The sequence below is a fragment of the Shewanella sp. 8A genome (assembly GCF_023475945.1).
Classification (GTDB): Bacteria; Pseudomonadota; Gammaproteobacteria; order Enterobacterales; family Shewanellaceae; genus Shewanella; species Shewanella xiamenensis.
This window is the reverse complement of record NZ_JAMDJP010000003.1, coordinates 50,960-74,343: the sequence shown is the minus strand read 5'-3', so window position 1 is coordinate 74,343 and position 23,384 is coordinate 50,960. Positions and strand designations below refer to the sequence as shown.

3 protein-coding genes are annotated in these 23,384 nt (G+C 55.8%); all 3 read left to right on the top strand.

The genetic code is table 11. The features are described 5' to 3' along the window. Positions 1-2 precede the first annotated feature (2 nt). From M0413_RS03130 to M0413_RS03120, 3 genes are read left to right on the top strand one after another with little or no spacing between them, the layout of a single operon-like run. Positions 3-2,087, top strand: a complete 2,085-nt coding sequence (locus M0413_RS03130; protein WP_249553163.1) for a peptidase domain-containing ABC transporter — start codon at positions 3-5, stop codon at positions 2,085-2,087. Further along, positions 2,080-3,405 (top strand): HlyD family type I secretion periplasmic adaptor subunit, encoded by a 1,326-nt coding sequence (locus M0413_RS03125; protein WP_144344805.1) that lies wholly within the window; start codon positions 2,080-2,082, stop codon positions 3,403-3,405. Before M0413_RS03130 ends, M0413_RS03125 begins: the two co-directional genes overlap by 8 nt. Positions 3,406-3,417: 12 nt before the next feature. Next, on the top strand, positions 3,418-23,127 hold the full coding sequence (locus M0413_RS03120) for a VCBS domain-containing protein (RefSeq protein WP_249553162.1): 19,710 nt from the start codon (positions 3,418-3,420) through the stop codon (positions 23,125-23,127). Positions 23,128-23,384: the final 257 nt, after the last annotated feature.

Below are 23,384 nucleotides of genomic sequence, written 5' to 3'. Positions count from 1 at the left end.
CAATGCATAACCAAGCGCAGTCTGTCCCAAATTTAAAATCCCTATTAGTCACACTATTTAATCAACTAGGACTTAATGCCCAAGCTAAGAATATTGAACGCAGCGCGTTAGTCGATGATGCGAGTTACTTAGATGCGTATGTTTTATTCAAAAAACATCATGTTGTGGCCGACCTACGCTCTATTGATCCTGAAATGCTCAGCCATACAATCTATCCGTTCTTGATCCTACCTGAAGAGGGGGAACCGCAAATTGGGCGTCGAAACCAGCACATCTTTGAGTATTTAGGCCCACACCATCAATGGCAGCCACTCACACTCCCTTCTGATGGGAAAGTTTTTATTATTAATAGCCTACCGTCTATCAATCAAAAAAGGAGTCGCTTTGCCAGCCAGTTTAAGCAGCAAAAAAAATGGTTCAAACCCGTTTTTTTATTAAGCCTCATCTCCAGCTTAACCGGATTAGCGATACCGCTTTTTACAATGGCGGTATACGACAGAGTGATAGGAGGACAAGCCCCTGATATTTTGCCGGGGATCGCAATTGGTGCATTGCTTGCCTTAAGCATTTTTATTGCAAGCCGATTGCTGCGCGCCAAAGTGCTGGCCAGTGCAAGCAATAAATTAGCGCGAGATCTGTCAGCCGTATCCTTTAATCAACTCCTCAGTATGCCCTTGATGATGCTATCCCGAGTGGGACTATCAAATCATTTAGCGCGACTACGTAATGCCGAAAAGGTGAGAGGATTGCTGTCTGGCCCCAGCGGAGCCGGGCTGATTGATTTGCCCTTTACGATAGTGGCGCTAATTGCCATCACCGTTCTCAGTGGTTGGTTAGTATTAGTGCCACTTTGTATGCTCATTCTGTTTTACCTCGTCATGAAAGCCCTAAACCGTTTTACCCAAGCCGCCAGCCCAACCATCAGCAGTGACTACCAAAACAGCCTCAATGAACTAGCCAAGAATGTATTAGAGCTCAAAACCGCAGGGGAAACCGAAGGCTGGTACGCGGATTTTATCCGTCGCTGCCGCGAGCACTGCCGTCAACAGTTTATATATGCCAAACGTAATGGACTTAATGCGGCAGTTGCCCATGCTATGGGGCTAATGACAGCCTTAGTTACCGTGTTTTGTGGCATTTTTTTAGTGTTAAATCAAAGCATATCACCCGGCGCGTTAATCGCCTGTGGTATGTTAATTTGGCGCATTACAGGCCCTGCTCAATTAGCATTTTCTTCAATGCCTAAAATTAACATGATAACCAACACTATCACCCAGTTTGATCGTTTTATGGAAGTAACGACCGAATTTAATCAACTCCGACTCGACGGACCCAACTTAAATAAAGCGCCATCACTTAGCTTTAAACATGTCACCCTTCGCTACACTGCAGAAGCAGAGCCTGCACTCTCTGGCGTCACATTTGATGTAGAAGCAGGAGAGACCGTCGCCATTATCGGCCCGAATGGCAGTGGTAAAACGACCTTATTGCTGGCAGCTATAGGCGTGATAGATACACAGGCCGGCTTTGTGACTTTAGATGGCAAAAACCTGAAACAATTTGACCCCGAAGCGTTACGCCAATGGGCCGCATTCAGCCCAACCCACACCGAGCTACTGCCAGGATCGTTAGCAGACAACTTACGTTTGGCGAAACCCGATGCCACCGATGAGGAGTTATGCCAAGCCCTGTATGAGGCTGGAGGCGACGCTTTAAAAGAGGTGCTCGGTGGCGATTTACATCGTAGTTTATCTGCACAGGGGGCCAATATGTTTTCAGTGGTTGGTAGCGGCTATATCAGCCTGGCTCGAGCTCTGTTAAAAAAATCACCTTTGCTTGTCATGGATGAACCCATAGCCAATCGCAATCCTTTTGCGAAAAAAACCTTTATCGAGACCTTAACCAAGTTAAAGGGCAAAACGACTATTTTGTTTACTAGCCATGATCAAGAACTGATCCAGCATGCTGATAAGGTCGTTATCTTAAATAAAGGCACAGTGGTTTATGCCGGCCCTATTCCAAACAAACCCACAGCAAGCGATGAAACCCAATTAATGGCTAGTATGGAGATAACTCTCAATGAATGATCGTCAACTTAACCATCGTTCTTTGCCAGAACATGAGTTCACTCAAGCCATTGAAACACCAGCAGAAAAACGCATCGTCAAACAAATCACTTATTTTATTGCGGGTTCAGTGTTCATTATGTTTGTTTGGTCACTGCTCACCGATATTGAAGAAATTGCCAAAGCGAAAGGCCAAGTTATCCCCCTTGGACATCAACAAGTAATTCAAAGTTTTTCTGGAGGAACCTTAGCCTCTATCTTGGTTTCTGAAGGAGATTTAGTGAAAAAAGGTGATGTTCTCGCCAACTTTATCGCTATTGATAGCCAAGCTGCCGCTGAAGAGCTGGAAAGTAAACAAGCTAATCTAGTGCTCAAAATTGAGCGTTACAGTGCTTTTATCGAGTCAAGAGAAGCCAACTTTGATGCCTATGTTGAAAGTCATCCCAATCTTGTGAAAGGACATATTAGTGATCTCGAACGGATGAATAATGAAAAACAAGCCATCATTCAATCTTCTCTCGCTGAAATCGCTAAATCTCAGGCTGAGCTGGCAAGTCTTGAGCAAGAAATTCCGCCACTTAAACATCAAATTAATTCGGCCCAACAAACCATCAATATGATGGAGTCCATCAAAGAATCGCAGGCAGTCTCTAAGCTCACGATGTTGGAATCTCAACAAAAATTAGACTCCTATATACGTGAGCTAAAAGGTATGGAAGGTAAACAGCAAGTATTGGCGCGGGATATTGAAAATCTTCAACGACAGTTGGAGCAAAAGGAAGCCACATTATTTAAAGAAGTGGGTGAAGCACGCACAGATGCACAGGCTGAATTATTGGGGATTACGGCACGTTTAAAATCCTCCGATTCGCAGGTGCAACAAAACACCATCACCTCCCCCGTTGATGGCATTATTCAATCGATTCCTAACACCTCATCAGGGAGTGTGATTCAACCTGGAGGCACCGTTGCGGTGATCGTTCCCACCACGCCAACAGCTCTACTAGAGGCCAAACTCTCCCCTCGGGATATTGGCTTTGTCAGTGTTGGACAAAAAGCACGCATAAAAATTGATGCTTTTGATTACAGTCGCTACGGGGCACTCGATGGGATCGTCAAACGTATCTCCCCAAGCACAGATGCAGATGAAAAAGGCGGCGTCTTTTACAAAGTACAAATCTCGATTGATAAGCCCTACTTTGGCGAACGACCCGATAAGTTGGAACTGATCCCCGGTATGACAGGTGAAGCGGATATTATCACTGGGGATAAAACCGTCTTCCAATACCTGTGGAAACCCGTATTTACCAATGTGACTGAAGCCTTTGGTGAACGCTAGGAAGCACTAACTATGAGCCCAAAAAAACCATTAACGCTCTCAACCGCAAAACGTAAAAGTCGAATTTCAGCAAAACTCGCCAAAAAGTCTGAAATTGCCGCTAAAAAACTTGATAAAGATGTCGCCAAACTCAAGGCGAAGGAATTTAGAGAGAGCGAAGTCCAAAACTCTGCAACCCCAGATATTGTGGCAACTCAGTCTTGGCGCTTAGCCACGCATGCTACAACGCAGCTTGCTAATACCGAACAATCGACAGAGCAAAAAGCTAATGCGCAATCGACTACGGCAGATATTGATAACCGCCATTCAACTACACAGACAGCAAGCACTGATCCTGAAAAAACCTTGCTAGAACAACAGCAGCAAGCAAATGCAGCTGAAACCCAAACCTTCCCTAAGTTCCAAGATTATGGCTCGAGTGAATCAACCCATTTAGGGCAAGGTCCGCATTTTGACGACACACAGCATCCACTTGTTACCCTCAGCCAACTGCCTGAAATTGGAGATATTAAGCAGCAGATTGAACCGACAGCATTAACGGTATCAATGGCGAGAACCACATTGACTCAAAGTGTGCGTCCTCCGATTATTAGCACTGAGCAACATCACACACCACTGAGCATTGACGAACAAGTCACCCATCAATCTATTAAAGAAGATGCCCCAGCGGCGAGCATCTCAGGCAAACTGCATGCCCATGGTGAAGCAATAACGTCACTCCAATGGACAGTCGCAGAACATCAAGGCCAATTTGGTCGCCTTGATATCGATCCAATCACTGGCGAGTGGCATTACCAACTCGATAACAATGCGCCTAAGACTGATGGATTAGCCGAAGGTGAGCATCAAACCGAACAATTTACGGTTACTGTCAGCGGTCCCAATGGCGAACAAGTAAGCACTATCATCGTCATCGATGTCGAAGGCAGTAACGATCTGCCCCAAATTTTAGGATCGCACCTCGCTAGCACTAATGCGGCGGACGCCTTGCAGACAGTGATGGGGCAACTACGCAGTGTCGATCCCGATCATAACGATGTAATCACTTGGGCTGTGCTTGATGGACAAGGTCAATATGGCCAACTAAGCATCAATCCACTCACGGGCCAATGGCAATACCAACTAAATAACCATGCAAACGCCACACTTGCTCTAGTCTCTGGTCAACAGGTAACGGAAACCTTTACCGTCACCGCAACCGATCAATCAGGCCATCCAGTAAGCCAACAAGTCAGTATTCAAGTGAATGGCGCTGATGATGCCGCTATCATTCAAGGCGAGATGACAGGTTTAGTGACGGAAGATACTCAGACGATCAACGGTCAATTAACGGTATCAGGCCAATTAAGCATCCAAGATCCAGATAAGGATCAAGCGCATTTTTCGGCAGATTCATTACAAGGACAATTTGGCTATCTCACGATCGATGTAAACGGCCATTGGATCTACAACGCTGATAACACCCAAGCAACCATTCAGAGCCTTAGATCGGGTGAACATCTAACCGATACTTTTATCATCCACAGCGCCGATGGCACCGCGCAAAACATCACGGTCACGATTAACGGGACCGATGATAAGGCCGAAATATCAGGTACAACCTCGGCCTCACTCACTGAAGATAGTGACACATACCAAGGCATGCTTAGAGCTAATGGCAACCTTACCATTACAGATAACGACCACGGACCACACTTATTTACTGCGACCGAGCAATCTGGTCAGTTTGGCACCCTCACCATTGATGAATTAGGCCACTGGACCTACATCGCAGATAACTCGCAAACGGCAATTCAAGCACTCAAAACAGGAGAATCCATCACTGATACCCTTGTGGTACAAACCCAAGATGGCACACAGCAAACCATCTCCATCACCATTCATGGTACCGATGATCACTCTGTGATTAGGGGCACATCAGTGGTGAGAGTGTTTGAAGACAAACGCCTTTCTCAAGGACAACTCCATACAGATGGTCAACTCTGGGTCAGCAATCCCGATACCGGACGAGCAGGATTTGCAGCCGAACAGCGCCAAGGTCAATTCGGCGTATTATCCATCAATAGCGATGGTCATTGGACCTACATAGCAGACAACAACAATCCCAGCATACAAGCTCTCAAACATGGCGAATTCGTAACTGAAACCCTGTTTGTAAAAGCGTTGGATGGAACGACCCAAAAGATCGAGATTTTGATCAAAGGCGCTGATGATAAAGCGATTATCGGTGGAACCGACACTGCAACGCTTGTCGAGGATCAATCTGTCCAGCATGGGCAATTACAGGCACACGGCACATTAACTATAACCGATCCCGATGCAGGCCAAGCCCAGTTCGCGGCACTAACCGATGTCACAGGCAGTGCTGGCTACGGACATTTCAGCATAGACGCTACCGGTAACTGGACCTACACAGTAGATAACACACTAACAGCCATTCAGCAGCTCAATACCGGTGAGCGCCTCACTGATAGCCTGACAATATCGAGTGCAGACGGCACAAACCACACACTAACAGTGACGATAACGGGCAGCGACGATGCACCAGTAGTGGCTCAAAGCTTGGTCACAACGACTGCAACGGAAGATACTGCCTTCAGCTTCAGCATTCCTGCGGGCACCTTTGCCGATATCGATACCGGCGATACATTGATTTTGAGCACCGGCAGCTTGCCGGCCTGGCTGCACTTCGATGCGGCTACAGGCACCTTCTCGGGTACGCCCACCAATGGCGATGTGGGCACAACACACGTCACTCTCACTGCAACCGACAGCAGCGGCGCAAAAGTGAGCACCACCTTTGAGCTCACCGTGAACAACACCAACGATGTGCCCACGCTGAATCCGATTGCCACGGTGCACACCACCGAAGATGGCGCACAGGTCACCGGGCAGTTCACCGCGACGGATCCCGACAGTGGCGATACGCTCACCTTCAGTATCGCGCAGCCAGTGGATGGTCTCTCCGTCAACACCGACGGCAGTTGGCGCTTCGACCCCAGTCATGCCAGCTACCAGCACCTGGCAGCCGGCCAGACGCTGACGCTCACCATTCCTGTTACAGTGACCGATGCCGCTGGCGCGACCAGCTCCCAGGACTTAGTAATCAAGCTCAACGGCAGCAACGATGGCGCGACTATCGGCGGAGTCAGCACTGGCAGTGCCAAAGAAGACAACGCCCAGATCACCACCGGCCAGCTCAGTGTGGCCGATGTGGACGATGGTGAAGCACACTTCGTAGCGCAGACCGACACGGCTGGCACTTACGGCCACTTTAGCCTGAGTGCAGACGGCCGATGGAGCTACCAGCTCGACAACAGTAAGCCAGAAATCCAGCAGCTCAGCGAAGGACTGATGCTGCACGAAAACTTCACAGTACATAGCGCCGACGGCACGACTCACACGATTTCCGTCGATATCGTCGGCACGAACGATGCGCCAGTGCTTGCAGCGCAAAGCCAATCGGTCAGCGAAGATGGCTCGTTGCTCACTGGCCAGATGGTGGCTACTGATGTGGATACCGGTGACACACTTACCTTCAGTCTCGCCAATGCGGTCGATGGCTTTACGCTTAACGCCGATGGCAGCTACAGCCTCGATCCATCCAATGCGGCTTATCAACATCTGCCCGCTGGCCAGACTGAGACGCTCTCTATCCCCATCACAGTCACCGACAACGCTGGCGCAACTAGCACTGCGAATTTGACGATTACGCTCACAGGCAGCAACGATGGCGCCGTCATCAGCGGCACAGATGCCAGCGCAGTCACCGAAGACACCCAGCTCACAACCCAAGGCCAACTCACGGTCACCGATATCGACGACCAGGAGTCGGCCTTCACGGCGCAAGCGAACACCGCGGGCAGCTACGGCAGCTTCACGCTGGCGACCGATGGCCATTGGACCTACACGCTGGACAACAAGAACATTGCGGTCCAGGCCCTTGGCCAGAACGCCACCCTGACCGACAGCCTGACCGTGCAGTCGGTGGACGGCACGGCCCACACCGTCACCGTCACCATCAACGGCCATGATGATGGCGCCGTGATTGCAGGTGTCGATAGCGGCACAGTCACTGAAGACAGTAACGTGACTACTGGAAAAATCACCACGTCTGGACAACTGACAATCACCGACTCGGATGCGGGGCAGAACCATTTCACCGCACAAACCAATGTGGCGGGCAGTTATGGCACGTTCAGCCTCGACGCCGACGGCCAGTGGCACTACAGCGCCGACAACAGCCAAACCGCTATTCAGCAACTCAAGGCGGGCGAAACCCTCACCGACAGCCTCACCGTCCAGTCTGTGGGCGGCACGACCCACACTGTCACTATCACAATTACCGGCAGCAATGATGCGCCGGTACTTATCGCGCAAAGCCAATCGGTCAGCGAAGATGGCACCCAACTCAGCGGGCAGATGGTGGCTACCGATGTGGATACGGGTGACACACTCACTTTCAGTCTCGTCAATTCGGTAGATGGCTTTACGCTCAACGCCGATGGCAGCTATAGCTTTGACCCCAGTAACGCGGCCTACCAACACCTGGCAGCTGGCCAGACGCAGACGCTGACCATTCCGGTCAGCGTGACCGACAGTGAGGGGGCGACCGTCACCCAGCAGTTGGTTATCACCGTCACAGGCAGCAACGATGGCGCCATCATTAGTGGCACAGATGCCAGCGCAGTCACCGAAGACACCCAGCTCACAACCCAAGGCCAACTCACGGTCACCGATATCGACGACCAGGAGTCGGCCTTCACGGCGCAGGTCAAAACCGCAGGCAGCTACGGCAGCTTCACGCTGGCGGCCGATGGCCATTGGACCTACACGCTCGATAACAGTCTCCCAGCAGTCCAGGCCCTTGGCCAGAACGCCACACTGACCGACAGCCTGACCGTGCAGTCGGTGGACGGCACGACACACAAAGTCACCGTCACCATCAACGGCCATGATGATGGCGCCGTGATTGCGGGGGTCGATAGCGGCACCGTCACTGAAGACAGTAACGTCAAAATCAGCGGTCTGATTTCGTTCTCCAGCACATTGACCGTGAGCGACATTGATACTGGCGAAGCCCGCTTTCCGCTACAACAGGGTGCTGGCAGCCTCGGCCTAGGCAACTTCTTGCTCGCACCGACTGGGGGCTGGGGTTACAGCGTCGACAACAACCTGCCGGAAATTCAACAGCTAAAAGCGGGCCAGACTCTGGTTGAGACATACACTTTCCACAGCGCCGATGGAAGTCAGCACACCGTCACCGTCACAATCACCGGCAGCAACGATGCGCCGGTACTTACCGCGCAGCGCCAATCGGTCACGGAAGACGGCACCAAACTCAGTGGGCAGATGGTGGCTACTGATGTGGATACCAGCGACAGCCAAACCTTTAGCACCACAGCCCAGACGGCTGGCTTTACGCTCAACGCCGATGGCAGCTACAGCTTCGACCCAACTGATGCGGCTTATCAACACCTGGCCGCCGGCCAGACTGAGACGCTCACAATCCCCATCACAGCCACCGACAGCGCTGGCGCAACTAGCACTGCGAACCTGACGATTACGCTCACAGGCAGCAACGATGGCGCCGTCATCAGCGGCACAGATGCCAGTACAGTCACCGAAGACACCCAGCTCACGACTGGTGGCCAACTCACGGTCACCGACATCGACGACCAGGAGTCGGCCTTCACGGCGCAGGCGAACACCGCAGGCAGCTACGGCAGCTTCACGCTGGCGGCCGATGGCCGCTGGACCTACACGCTGGACAACAAGAACAGTGCGGTTCAGGCTCTTGGCCAAAACGCCACACTGACCGACAGCCTGACCGTGCAGTCGGTGGACGGCACGACCCACACCATCACAGTAACCATCAACGGCCATGATGATGGCGCCGTGATTGCGGGGGTCGATAGCGGCACCGTCACTGAAGACGCCAACCTGACGGCTGGCCAGCTCGAAACCCGTGGACAACTGACAATCAGCGACCCAGATGCGGGCCAGGACCACTTCACTGCACAAACCCATGTGGCGGGCAGTTACGGCACGTTCAGCCTCGACGCCGACGGCCAGTGGAACTACAGCGCCGACAACAGCCAAACCGCAATCCAGCAACTCAAGGCGGGCGAAACCCTCACCGACAGCCTTACCGTCCAATCAGTGGGCGGTACGACCCACACAGTGACCATCACCTTAACTGGCAGCAACGACGCGCCGGTGCTTACCGCGCAAAGCCAATCGGTAACCGAAGATGGCTCGTTGCTCACGGGCCAGATGGTTGCTACGGATGTGGATATCGGTGACACACTTACCTTCAGCCTCGCCAATGCGGTCGATGGCTTTACGCTCAACGCCGATGGCAGCTATAGCTTCGATCCATCCAATGCGGCTTATCAACACCTTGCCGCAGGCCAGACGCAGACGCTCACCATTCCGGTCAGCGTGACCGACAGTGCGGGGGCGACCGCCACCCAGCAGTTGGTTATCACCGTCACAGGCAGCAACGATGTGCCAGTACTCACCGCGCAAAGCCAATCCATCACAGAAGATGGGGCCAAACTAACCGGGCAGATGGTGGCTAAGGATGTGGATACGGGTGACAGCCAAACCTTTAGCTCCACCGCCCAGACGGCTGGCTTTACGCTCAACGCCGATGGCAGCTACAGCTTTGACCCAGCCAATGCGGCTTATCAACATCTGGCCGCTGGCCAGACGCAGACGCTCACCATTCCGGTCAGCGTGACCGACAGTGCGGGGGCGACCGCCACCCAGCAGTTGGTTATCACCGTCACAGGCAGCAACGATGGCGCCATCATCAGCGGCACAGATGCCAGTACAGTCACCGAAGACACCCAGCTCACAACCCAAGGCCAACTCACGGTCACCGACATCGACGACCAGGAGTCTGCCTTCACGGCACAAGCGAACACCGCAGGCAGCTACGGCAGCTTCACGCTGGCGGCCGATGGTCACTGGACCTACACGCTGGACAACAAGAACAGTGCGGTTCAGGCCCTTGGCCAAAACGCCACGCTGACCGACAGCCTGACCGTGCAGTCGGTAGACGGCACGACCCACGCCATCACAGTAACCATCAACGGCCATGATGACGGCGCCCTGATTGCAGGTGTCGATAGCGGCACAGTCACAGAAGACAGTAACGTGGCTACCGGAAAAATCACCACGTCTGGACAACTGACAATCAGCGATCCGGATGCAGGCCAAGACCATTTCACCGCACAAACCAATGTGGCGGGCAGTTATGGCACGTTCAGCCTCAACGCCGACGGTCAGTGGCGCTACAGCGCTGACAACAGCCAAACCGCTATCCAGCAACTCAAAGCCGGTGCCACGCTCACCGACAGCTTCACCGTTACCAGCGCCGATGGCACCAATCATACCGTCACAGTGACCCTCACTGGCAGCAACGACGCGCCAGTGCTCACCGCGCAAAGCCAATCCGTGACGGAAGACGGCAGCCGCCTCAGCGGTCAGATGGTCGCCACCGATGTGGATCAGGGCGACACCTTGCACTTCAGCATTGGCACCCGCGTCGCGGGCTTCACCCTGAACGCCGATGGCAGCTACAGCTTTGACCCCAGTAACGCGGCCTACCAATACTTGGCCCAAGGCCAGACGCAGACGCTCACCATTCCGGTCAGCGTGACCGACAGCACTGGCGCAACTAGCACTGCGAACCTGACGATTACGCTCACCGGCACCAACGACGGCGCAACCCTCACCGATCACGGCACGCCCGGCCAGATCAAGGAAGATCTGCACACCGCCATCGAAGGCCATCTCAGCGTGCGCGATGTGGACAGTGGCGAAGGCCTCTTCCCTGCCCAGCAAGGCGCGGGCCTGAGCGGTTACGGCAGCTTTGTTCTGACCCCGCAGGCCAACGGCCAGGCCTATTGGCGCTACAGCGTCGACAACAGCAAGACTGAGATCCAGCAGCTTGGCGAAGGCCAGCTCCTGCACGACAGCTTCACCGTACATAGCGCCGACGGCACCACTCACACGATTTCCGTCGATATCGTCGGCACGAACGATGTGCCAGTACTCACCGCGCAAAGCCAATCTGTAACCGAAGATGGCTCGTTGCTCACGGGCCAGATGGTCGCTACGGATATGGATACCGGTGACACACTCACCTTCAGCCTCGCTAATTCGGTAGATGGCTTTACGCTCAACGCCGATGGCAGCTATAGCTTTGACCCCAGTAACGCGGCCTACCAACACCTTGCCGCAGGCCAGACTCAGACGCTCACCATTCCGGTCAGCGTGACCGACAGTGCTGGCGCAACTAGCACTGCGAATTTGACGATTACGCTCACTGGCAGCAACGATGGCGCCCTCATCAGCGGCACAGATACTGGCGCGGTCACCGAAGACACCCAGCTCACAACCAGTGGCCAACTCACGGTCACCGATATCGACGACCAGGAGTCAGCCTTCACGGCACAGGTCAAAACCGCGGGCAGCTACGGCAGCTTCACGCTGGCGGCCGATGGCCACTGGACCTACACGCTGGACAACAAGAACAGTGCAGTCCAGGCCCTTGGCCAGAACGCCACGCTGACCGACAGCCTTACCGTGCAGTCGGTGGACGGCACAACCCACACCATCACCGTCACCATCAACGGCCATGATGACGGCGCAGTGATTGCTGGCGTGGACAGCGGCGCAGTCACTGAAGACAGTAACGTGACTACTGGAAAAATCACCACGTCTGGACAACTGACGATCAGCGATCCGGACGCGGGCCAGGACCACTTCACCGCACAAACCCATGTGGCGGGCAGCTATGGCAGCTTCAGCCTCGATCAAGCGGGGCACTGGACTTACGTCAGCGACAACAGCCAAACCGCTATCCAGCAACTCAAGGCGGGCGAAACCCTCACTGACAGCCTTACCGTCCAGTCTGTGGGCGGCACGACCCACACTGTCACTATCACAATTACCGGCAGCAATGATGCGCCAGTACTTACCGCGCAAAGCCAATCTGTAACCGAAGATGGCACCAAACTCAGTGGGCAGATGGTTGCTACCGATGTGGATACCGGCGACACACTTACCTTTAGTCTCGCCAATGCGGTCAATGGCTTTACGCTCAACGCCGATGGCAGCTATAGCTTTGACCCCAGTAACGCGGCCTACCAACACCTGGCAGCTGGCCAGACTGAGACGCTCACCATCCCCGTCACAGTGACCGACAGCACTGGCGCAACTAGCACTGCGAACCTGACGATTACGCTCACAGGCAGCAACGATGGCGCCGTCATTAGTGGCACAGATGCAGGTACGGTCATCGAAGACACCCAGCTCACGACCGGTGGCCAACTCACGGTCACCGATATCGACGACCAGGAGTCAGCCTTCACGGCGCAGGTCAAAACCGCAGGCAGCTACGGCAGCTTCACGCTGGCGGCCGATGGTCACTGGACCTACACGCTGGACAACAAGAACAGTGCGGTTCAGGCCCTAGGTCAGAACGCCACACTGACCGACAGCCTGACCGTGCAGTCGGTGGACGGCACAACCCACACCATCACCGTCACCATTAACGGCCATGATGACGGCGCCGTGATTGCTGGCGTGGACAGTGGCACCGTCACTGAAGACGCCAACCTGTCAGCAAGCCAGCTCGAAACCCATGGACAACTGACGATCAGCGATCCGGATGCAGGCCAAGACCATTTCACCTCACAAACCAATGTGGCGGGCAGTTATGGCACGTTCAGCCTCGATCAAGCAGGACACTGGACTTACGTCAGCGATAACAGCCAAACCGCTATCCAGCAACTAAAAGCCGACGCCACGCTCACCGACAGCCTCATCGTTACCAGCGCCGATGGCACCAATCATACCGTCACAGTGACCCTTACTGGCAGCAATGACGCACCAGTGCTCACTGCGCAAAGCCAATCCGTGATGGAAGACGGCAGCCGCCTCAGCGGTCAGATGGTCGCCACCGATGTGGATCAGGGCGACACCCTGCACTTCAGCATGGGCACCCGCGTCGCGGGCTTCACCCTGAACGCCGATGGCAGCTACAACTTTGACCCAAGCAATGCGGCCTACCAACATCTGGCCGCTGGCCAGACTGAGACGCTCTCTATCCCCATCACAGTCACCGACAACGCTGGCGCAACTAGCACTGCGAATTTGACGATTACGCTCACAGGCAGCAACGATGGCGCAATCATTAGTGGCACAGATGCCAGCGCAGTCACCGAAGACACCCAGCTCACAACCCAAGGCCAACTCACGGTCACCGATATCGACGACCAGGAGTCGGCCTTCACGGCGCAAGCGAACACCGCGGGCAGCTACGGCAGCTTCACGCTGGCAGCCGATGGCCACTGGACCTACACGCTCGATAATAGTCTCCCAGCAGTTCAGGCCCTAGGCCAAAACGCCACGCTGACCGACAGCCTGACCGTGCAGTCAGTGGACGGCACGACACACAAAGTCACCGTCACCATCAACGGCCATGATGATGGCGCCGTGATTGCAGGTGTCGATAGCGGCACAGTCACTGAAGACGCCAACCTGACGGCAGGCCAGCTCGAAACCCATGGTCAACTGACAATCAGTGACCCGGACGCGGATCAGGACCATTTCACCGCACAAACCCATGTGGCGGGCAGTTATGGCACGTTCAGCCTCGACGCCGACGGCCAGTGGCACTACAGCGCCGACAACAGCCAAACCGCTATCCAGCAGCTCAAAGCGGGCGAAATCCTCACCGACAGCCTTACCGTCCAATCAGTGGGCGGCACGACCCACACCGTCACTATCACAATCACCGGCAGCAACGATGCCCCAGTGCTTACCGCGCAAAGCCAATCTGTAACCGAAGATGGCTCGTTGCTCACTGGCCAGATGGTGGCCACGGATGTGGATACCGGTGACACACTCACCTTCAGTCTCGCCAATTCGGTAGATGGCTTTACGCTCAACGCCGATGGCAGCTACAGCTTCGATCCGTCCAATGCGGCCTACCAACACCTAGCCCAAGGCCAGACCCTGAACCTGACGATTCCGATCACGGTGACCGACAGCGCGGGCGCGAGCAGCACGCAGAACCTCAGCCTGAACCTGACTGGTACCAACGACGGCGCGGTGATTGGCGGTGACATTAGCGCCGCGACCACGGAGGACTCAACACAGGCAACCAACGGCCGACTGACCATCTCGGATATCGATGATGGTGAAGCCCACTTCCTGGCGCAAAGCAATACCGCCGGTACTTATGGCAGCTTCACGCTGCTGGACAATGGCCAGTGGAGCTATCAGCTCGACAACAGCAAGCACGAGGTACAAGCGCTCAAGGACGGCCAGCAGGTGACAGACACCTTCACCGTGACCAGCGCCGATGGCGGCCTGCATCAGGTGACCGTCACGATTACCGGCAAGAACGATGCCGCGGTCATCACCGGGGAGGATCACCAGACCCTGACCGAAGACCAGAACGTCAGCGGCGGCCAGCTCATCGCCCAAGGCCAGCTGCACGCCAGCACGCCGGACGCCGGTGGCGACCAGTTCACGCCCCTCTCAGACCTGGCCGGCAAGTTCGGCCATCTCTCACTGGGTGCGGATGGCCATTGGGTCTACAAGGCCGACAACAACAGCCCCGCCGTGCAGGCCTTGGGCGCGGGACAGAGCGCCACCGAGAGCTTCACCGTGCACAGCGCCGACGGTACGGCCCACACCCTGAGCCTGAGCATCCAGGGCGCCGACGAGATCCAGCACGACCTCTTGTCCAGCATCGTCAGCACGCTCAAGAGCAACGTGTTCCTGTTCAAACAGATCGGCAACGCGATCGACGCCAAGGATGCGGGCAGTCTGGGCAACGTGGTTCTCAGCTTCTACGGCGGCAACCCCCACGTGGTGGATGCGGATGGCCATGTGCTGGCCAGTGGCAGTAACAGGGGCATGTTCGGCTACGACATCGGCCTCGGTCAGGTGGTGGACTTGCTGAAGAGCCATCCGGGTGCGCGGCTGGTGTTGGACGGGCCGGTGGGCGGCTCCAGCGCCTTCTACTTGCATGACAGCGGTGACCAAGGGCAGCTGCACTTCGCCGGCAATGCGCGCTACAACGTGCATCAAAACACCTTGAGCAGTGTGCCCATCGACGGCCTGCCCACCCCCTTGAGCGCAGCGGGAGCCGTGCCCGATGCCAGCGACGCGCTGACCATCTCGGTCACCGACATCCGCGTCGATCACGCCGGCCAGCTGCAGACCAGCGGCCAGCTCGGCATCAGCGACGCCGATGCCGGCGAGAGCCACTTCAACGCGCAGCAGGAGGTGGCCGGCACCTATGGCAGCTTCAGCATCGATGCCAGCGGCCACTGGGTCTACAGCGTGGACAACGGCCAGTCGGCGGTGCAGAACCTGCAGGCCGGCGCCCAACTGACCGACAGCTTCCTGGTGACCAGTGCCGATGGCACCAGCCATGTGGTTTCGGTGGCGGTCTACGGCAAGAACGACGCCCCGGTGCTGTTCGCGCAAACCCAGTCGGTGAGTGAAGACGGCGCCCTGCTCAGCGGCCAGATGCAGGCCAGCGACGCGGATGCGGGCGACACCCTGAGCTTCCACATCGACCAGCCGGTGGCCGGCCTCACCCTGAACGCCGACGGCAGCTACAGCTTCGACCCGTCCAACGCGGCCTACCAGCACCTGGCCGCCGGCCGGACCGAGACGCAGACCATCCCGGTCACCGTGACTGACGGCGCCGGGGCCAGCAGCACTCAGAACCTGACGATTACGCTCACCGGCACCAACGACGGCGCCACCATCACTGACCACGGCACGCCCGGCCAGATCAAGGAAGACCAGCACACCGCCATCGAAGGCCACCTCAGCGTGGGCGATGTGGACAGCGGCGAAGGCCTCTTCCCGGCCCAGCAGGGCGCGGGCCTGAGCGGTTACGGCAGCTTTGTTCTGACCCCGCAGGCCAACGGCCAGGCCTATTGGCGCTACAGCGTCGACAACAGCAAGACTGAGATCCAGCAGCTTGGCGAAGGCCAGCTCCTGCACGACAGCTTCACCGTACATAGCGCCGACGGCACCACTCACACGATTTCCGTCGATATCGTCGGCACGAACGATGCGCCAGTGCTCACGGCACAAAGCCAATCGGTAACCGAAGATGGCTCGTTGCTCACGGGCCAGATGGTTGCCACAGATGTGGATACCGGTGACACACTCACCTTCAGCCTCGCTAATTCGGTAGATGGCTTTACGCTCAACGCCGATGGCAGCTACAGCTTCGAGCCAATTGACGCGGCCTACCAACATCTGGCTCAAGGCCAGACTGAGACACTGACCATTCCGGTCAGCGTGACCGACAGTGCAGGCGCAACCTCCACCCAGCAGCTGGTTATCACCGTCAGCGGCAGCAACGATGGCGCCGTCATCAGCGGCATAGATGCTGGCTCGGTCACCGAAGACACCCAGCTCACCACGGCGGGCCAGCTCACCGTCACCGACATCGATGATCAGGAAGCCGCCTTCACGGCGCAGACGAAGGCCGCTGGCAGCTATGGCAGCTTCACGCTCGCGGCGGACGGCCACTGGACCTACACGCTGGACAACACCAACCCGACTGTTCAAGCGCTCTCACAGACCGGCACACTGACCGACAGCCTCACTGTTCAGTCGGTCGACGGCACCACTCACCAGATCACCGTTACCATCAACGGCCATGATGATGGCGCAGTGATTGCGGGAGTGGACAGCGGCACCGTCACTGAAGACGCCAACCTGACGGCAGACCAGCTCGAAACCCATGGAAAACTGACAATCACCGACCCGGATACGGGCCAGGACCACTTCACCGCACAAACCAATGTGGCGGGCAGTTACGGCACGTTCAGCCTCGACGCCGACGGCCAGTGGCACTACAGCGCCGACAACAGCCAAACCGCTATCCAGCAGCTCAAGGCGGGCGAAACCCTCACCGACAGTATCACCGTCCAGTCTGTGGGCGGCACGACCCACACAGTGACCATCACCATCAACGGCCATGATGACGGCGCCGAGATTGCGGGTGTCGATAGCGGCACCGTCACTGAAGACGCCAACCTGACGGCAGGCCAGCTCGAAACCCATGGACAACTCACAATCAGCGACCCGGATGCAGGCCAGGACCATTTCACCGCACAAACCAATGTGGCGGGCAGTTACGGCACGCTCAGCCTCGACGCCGACGGTCAGTGGCGCTACAGCGCCGATAACAGCCAAAGTGCCATTCAGCAGCTCAAGGCGGGCGAAACCCTCACCGACAGCTTCACCGTTACCAGCGCCGATGGCACTAACCATGCAGTCACAGTGACCCTCACTGGTAGCAACGATGCACCAGTGCTCACGGCGCAAAGCCAATCGGTCACCGAAGATGGCGCCAAACTCACCGGGCAGATGGTGGTCACGGATGTGGATACCGGTGACACACTCTCCTTCAGTCTCGCCAATGGGGTCGATGGCTTCACGCTCAACACCGATGGCAGCTACAGCTTCGACCCAGCCAGTGCGGCTTACCAACATCTAGCCCAAGGCCAGACTGAGACGCTCACTATCCCCATCACAGTTACCGACAGCACTGGCGCAACTAGCACTGCGAATTTGACGATTACGCTCACTGGCACCAACGATGGTGCCACCATCAGCGGCGTCGACACAGGCCGAGTGATTGAAGATCAGAACGTCGATGCCCAAGGTCTACTGCATGCTTCGGGGCAATTACAGATCCAGGATGCCGATGCTGGCCAGTCCAACTTTGTCGCGCAAAATGGCGTGGCAACCCAGTATGGCCATTTCAGCATCGATGCCCTAGGTGCTTGGAGCTACACAGTGGACAACAACAAGCCTGAGGTGCAGGCGCTCAAACCGGGCGGCACGCTGGGCGAGACCGGCAATATGGCCCAGGCGCTAGGGCAAGCTTTGGTGCAGTCCACTATGGAGGGCTTTCATGCAGTGGGCGAGGCGCTGACGCAAGGGCAATCGGGCGCCTTAGCCGGCGTGCTGGATCTGACGGTGCAGGGCGCTGCCATTGTGCTCAGTGGCCCATCGGGCACAACGCCAGTGGTCTATGCGATGGACGCCCAGGGCCGTAGCACGCTCGGGGTGGACGAGCTGCTGAGCTGGCTACATCAGGGCACAGGCTATGAAGTGCACCTGCAAGGCTCGCAGAGCGATGTACAATTCTTCGTCCACGATCGCGGCGATATGGGGGTGCTGCATGGCCTGCCGCTCTCCGGCGCTACCATGCTCACCGACCCGGAGAACGCTGCGGTGCACCTGGCCCTAGCATGGCAGACGCCGCCGTTGCCGGGAGTGCTCAGCGAGGTGGTGAGCGTCATCAGTGCCGAGGGCACGACCCATCAGATCACCCTAAGCATCCAGGGCACGGCCGAGGATGCGGTGATCAGCGGCACTGACAGCGGCACAGTCACCGAGGATCAGAATCTCAATGCCGCCCATCAGTTGGAGGCTCGCGGCCAGTTGCAGGTGACCGATGCCGATGCCGGCCAGGCGGTCTTCCAACCAATTCAGGATCTTGCGGGCCATTACGGCCATCTGAGCCTGGACAAGAACGGTGCCTGGGTTTACCAGGCAGATAACAACAGCAGGGCCGTGCAGGCGCTGGTCAAGGGGCAGACCGTCAGTGACAGCTTTGTTGTGCACAGCTTCGATGGCACGGCACATACTATCAGCGTTGCTCTTCAGGGGGCGGATGATGCATACCTGGATGTGATGGCCCATGTGGCAAACTCACTATTCAACCAGTTGGATCCTTGGCCCGCGATAGGGGGCGCAATCAGTTCGGGCAATATCGCTAACCTGAGTGGCCTTGAGCTGTCCTTTACGGGCGGCACACCCACAGTAGTGGCCGCCGATGGCCATGTATTGGAGAGCTTCACTCATCAAGATTCCTTTGGCACACATATACCACTGGGGCATCTAGTCGAACTGATCAAGAGCCATCCTGGCTCACAACTGATTCTCGAGGGAACGCCGGGCGCTAGCAGTTCGTTCTATGTGAACAACAGTGGCAATCCGCAGCAGCTGGATTATGCGGGCTCCGCCAAATACGACGTTGCCATCAGAACGCTTGGCAGTGTGCCCAACCATAGCCTACTCAACCCGCACGGATCGGCCGCAGTACTGGCCGGTGCCGACGGTGGCAGCGTGCTCGTCGATGGTGACGCTCAACTGCAGACTCAGGGTCACTTGACTGTGCTCGACGCCGATGGTGACCAAGCTCACTTTACCGCCCAGCAAGATGTCAAGGGCCAGTACGGCCAGTTCAGCATCGACGCGCAGGGCCTCTGGCATTACCAAGCCGATGGTCATCAGAGCGCCTTGCTGTTGCTGGCGGCAGGCAAATCCCTGAGCGAAAACTTCACCGTCACCAGCGCTGATGGCACGAGTCACACCGTCACCGTGCAGCTGTTCGGCAGTTCCCAGCGCACCGCCGCCACCATCAGCGGGGTGGACAGCGGAACACTCACCGAGGATACCGCGCAGGCGCAGGTTAGCGGCCAGCTGAGCGTGGTCGACCCTGATGCCGGCGAAGCGCACTTCATCGCCCTGGCCGACGCGAAAGGGCGGCACGGCCACTTCAGCCTCGACGAGCAGGGCGCCTGGCAGTACCGCCTGGATAACACCGACCCCGCCGTGCAGGCGCTCAAGGCCGGTGAGACGCTGACCGACACCCTGATGGTGCACAGCGCCGATGGTAGCAGCCATGAGCTGCACATCACCGTGCAGGGCAGCAATGACGCGCCTGTGCTGCAGGCGCAGAGTCAGTCAGTGACTGAAGACGGCAGCGTGCTACGCGGACAGATGGTGGCGCAAGATGTAGACCATGGCGATGTCCTGAACTTCAGCACCAGTTCCACCACTGCAGGCTTTGTGCTCCATGACGATGGCAGCTACACCTTTGATCCGGCTAATACTGCTTACCAGCATCTGGCCGCCGGCCAGACCCAGAAGCTCACCATTCCGATCACCGTGACCGACGGCGAAGGGGCGAGCGACACAGAAAATCTCATCATTACCATCACCGGCAGAAATGACGTCCCGAAAGTATCCCAAGTCGAGGTGCTAACGGCTAGCCGAGAGGATGCTGTGTTTGTCCTGAGCAAGGCGCAACTCTTGGCGCATGTCAGCGATGTGGATGGCGACAACCTGAGCATCACCAACATTACATCCGATCACGGCAGCTTGGTGAGCCACCGAGACGGCAGCTATACATTCACGCCAGCCGCGAACTACAACGGTCAGGTGACGTTCCACTACGATCTTGTCGATGGGCACGGAGGGCGCGTGAGCCAAACGGCAACCATGATGCTGTCTGCAGCGCCCGATGCGGCAATCATTTCCGGACAAGACAGCGGCTCCGTCACCGAAGACCAGCATGTATTGCGGGGCAAGTTGAGTACGGGGGGCACCCTGAGTGTGACCGACCCGGATGGCGCTGCCGAGTCCCGGCTGATTCCGACCGGCACGACCGCAGGCAGCCTGATATCAGGCGACAAGGGATTGGGGCAATTTGAGGTCGGCGCAAACGGTCACTGGAATTTCGTTGCCAATAACGCTGATCCTCGCATCCAGGCACTGGGGCGACATGACGCTCTTCAGGACACGATAACCGTGCATTCTGTGGACGGCACGGCGCACACCATTACAGTAACGATCAACGGCACGAACGATGCACCTACGCTTGCGGCACAAAGCAAGAGTGTCGCTGAGAATGGTGCACAGTTGAGCGGCAGGATGGTCGCTACCGACGTTGATACAGGCGACACTCAAGCGTTCAGCACCACCGCGAAAATCTCCGGTTTCACATTGCACGCTGACGGCAGTTATACCTTTGACCCCAGTGATGCTGCCTACCAACATCTCGCTCAGGGACAGACGCAAACGCTTACGATCCCTGTCGAGGTGCGGGATGGCTCCGGTGCAACTGCTACAAATAATCTGACTATCCAGATTACGGGAACGAATGATCGCCCCCAAATCACAGGCGTCACAACTCCGCATACCGTAATCAATATTGATGGTGGTGCGTCAGGAGGTGGATTCTCCATTGTTGACGGCGTCGTACACGCAGGCGCCCATCAGCGGGTTTGGCAAGCCTCAGATTACGCAGCTCTGAGTCATAACGCACATGGGAGCAATTCTGTTGGAGATATTTTTGTCTTCAGCGATGCGGCCACTGTTCACGGTGCCGATGGCGGTGGCAGTGATGGGAGAGATCCAAAGGATTACATTGTGCTGGATAAACCTGCTAGTGCTTATCGGATTACCTCGTCTGCTAATCATGTCGATTCAGGCACCAACTATGGAAACGTACAGGTTACGGAGATAGCCACCGGAAAAAGCTGGGGGACCGCCAACAATATAGAGGATATTATTTTTGGTGATGGCACCAGCTACAGCGGCAAATCTTCTGTGCAGAAAACCACATCGGAAGTTGCCATGCCTAATCTGAATGGAGTTTTGACAGTTGTAGAGGGAGGCCCTCGTCTGACTGGTCACATACAAGCCTCGGATGTGGATTCAGGCGATACTAGAACCTTCAGTACCAGTGCACACGTTGCTGGATTTACGCTTAACTCAGACGGTAGTTTCAGTTTCAACCCTGCCGATGCTGCCTATCATCACCTTGCTCAAGGGCATAAACTTTCTCTAGATATTCCGGTGGTAGCAACGGATAAGCATGGCACCAGTGATCAGCGAGTACTTCACCTTGAAATCACTGGTATCGACGACAGTGCGGTGCGCTCTACCAGACCTGCTCCTCCGGCGCCACAGGCACCAAGCACTGACGCTGAACAGCATGCTGGAATTGTGGAGGACGCGCATCATCAGGCTGATCAATCAGATTTGTCGAACCATGCAGCGAGTACTTTGCCTTCCTCAACTGATAGTACAGATGAGAGTCACGACTCGGTGCCGGTATTCACTAAAGTTGTAACCAACGAGCAGGGTGGTACCGGCTCACCGCTCGCTGATTACCTGCACTTTGCGGACACATCGCAACACGTCGATCTTGGCAGTGCGGCGGATGGCACTGCGGTCTCGCCATTGGCAGACTACCTCGGGCCATATACTTTTGGAGAGTTGCAACTCCATGCGCAAACATCATCACAATCAAGTGATGAAGCAAACTTTGAAGCTATAGACAGCGTTAATCTTGATGTTGCAGAGCCGGCTACTCTAGCCACTTCGGCACATGACCTTGATTTGGCGTCAAGTGGCCACTTGAATGTCAGTAGTGTTAACTATGATGCCAGTCTCCTAGTGGGATCTGTAGACGAACAGACTGCTCAAACTAACCCAGCGCAGGATAAATCTGTCGATACAACCCTTTTTGAGGGAGGCAATTTTTCCGCGCAAGCAACCACATCCCCTATCGATCACTATCTGCAAATGGTGGGACTGATGCCCGATTCTATTGAGCAACAACCAACTACACCGATTGAACTGGCAACGTTAAACACACCATCATCAACATTCCAAGATATGGATACTGATATGTTAGATATGGTTACGATTAACCATTTTGAAAATCCACTGATTGAGGAACACAAAACACCTCATTTGGACCAGTATGGCTTTCAGGGAGAACATGCACAATTAGAGGTGAATCCAAACGATGATGATCTCTTACATTCCGCTCTAAACGACATGCACAACCAAATGTAGTCAAAGGGAAGAACAAATATTTATCTTGTTCTCTTCGCTGACCATAACTTATCCGCAATAGACCCTAGGCAGGTACCTAGGGTCTATTAGGCTAAAAGTGCATAACTGACATTTAGGCCACAGTATCATCCGCTCGACAGCCAAAATGTCTCTCGGCTTAAAAAAACCTCAGAAAATTACTCCCTATATCCCCTTTAACTCCTTAAATATCTGGCATTTATTTTGCCTAAGTAGGCAATGTTCAATTGTGGCAACCT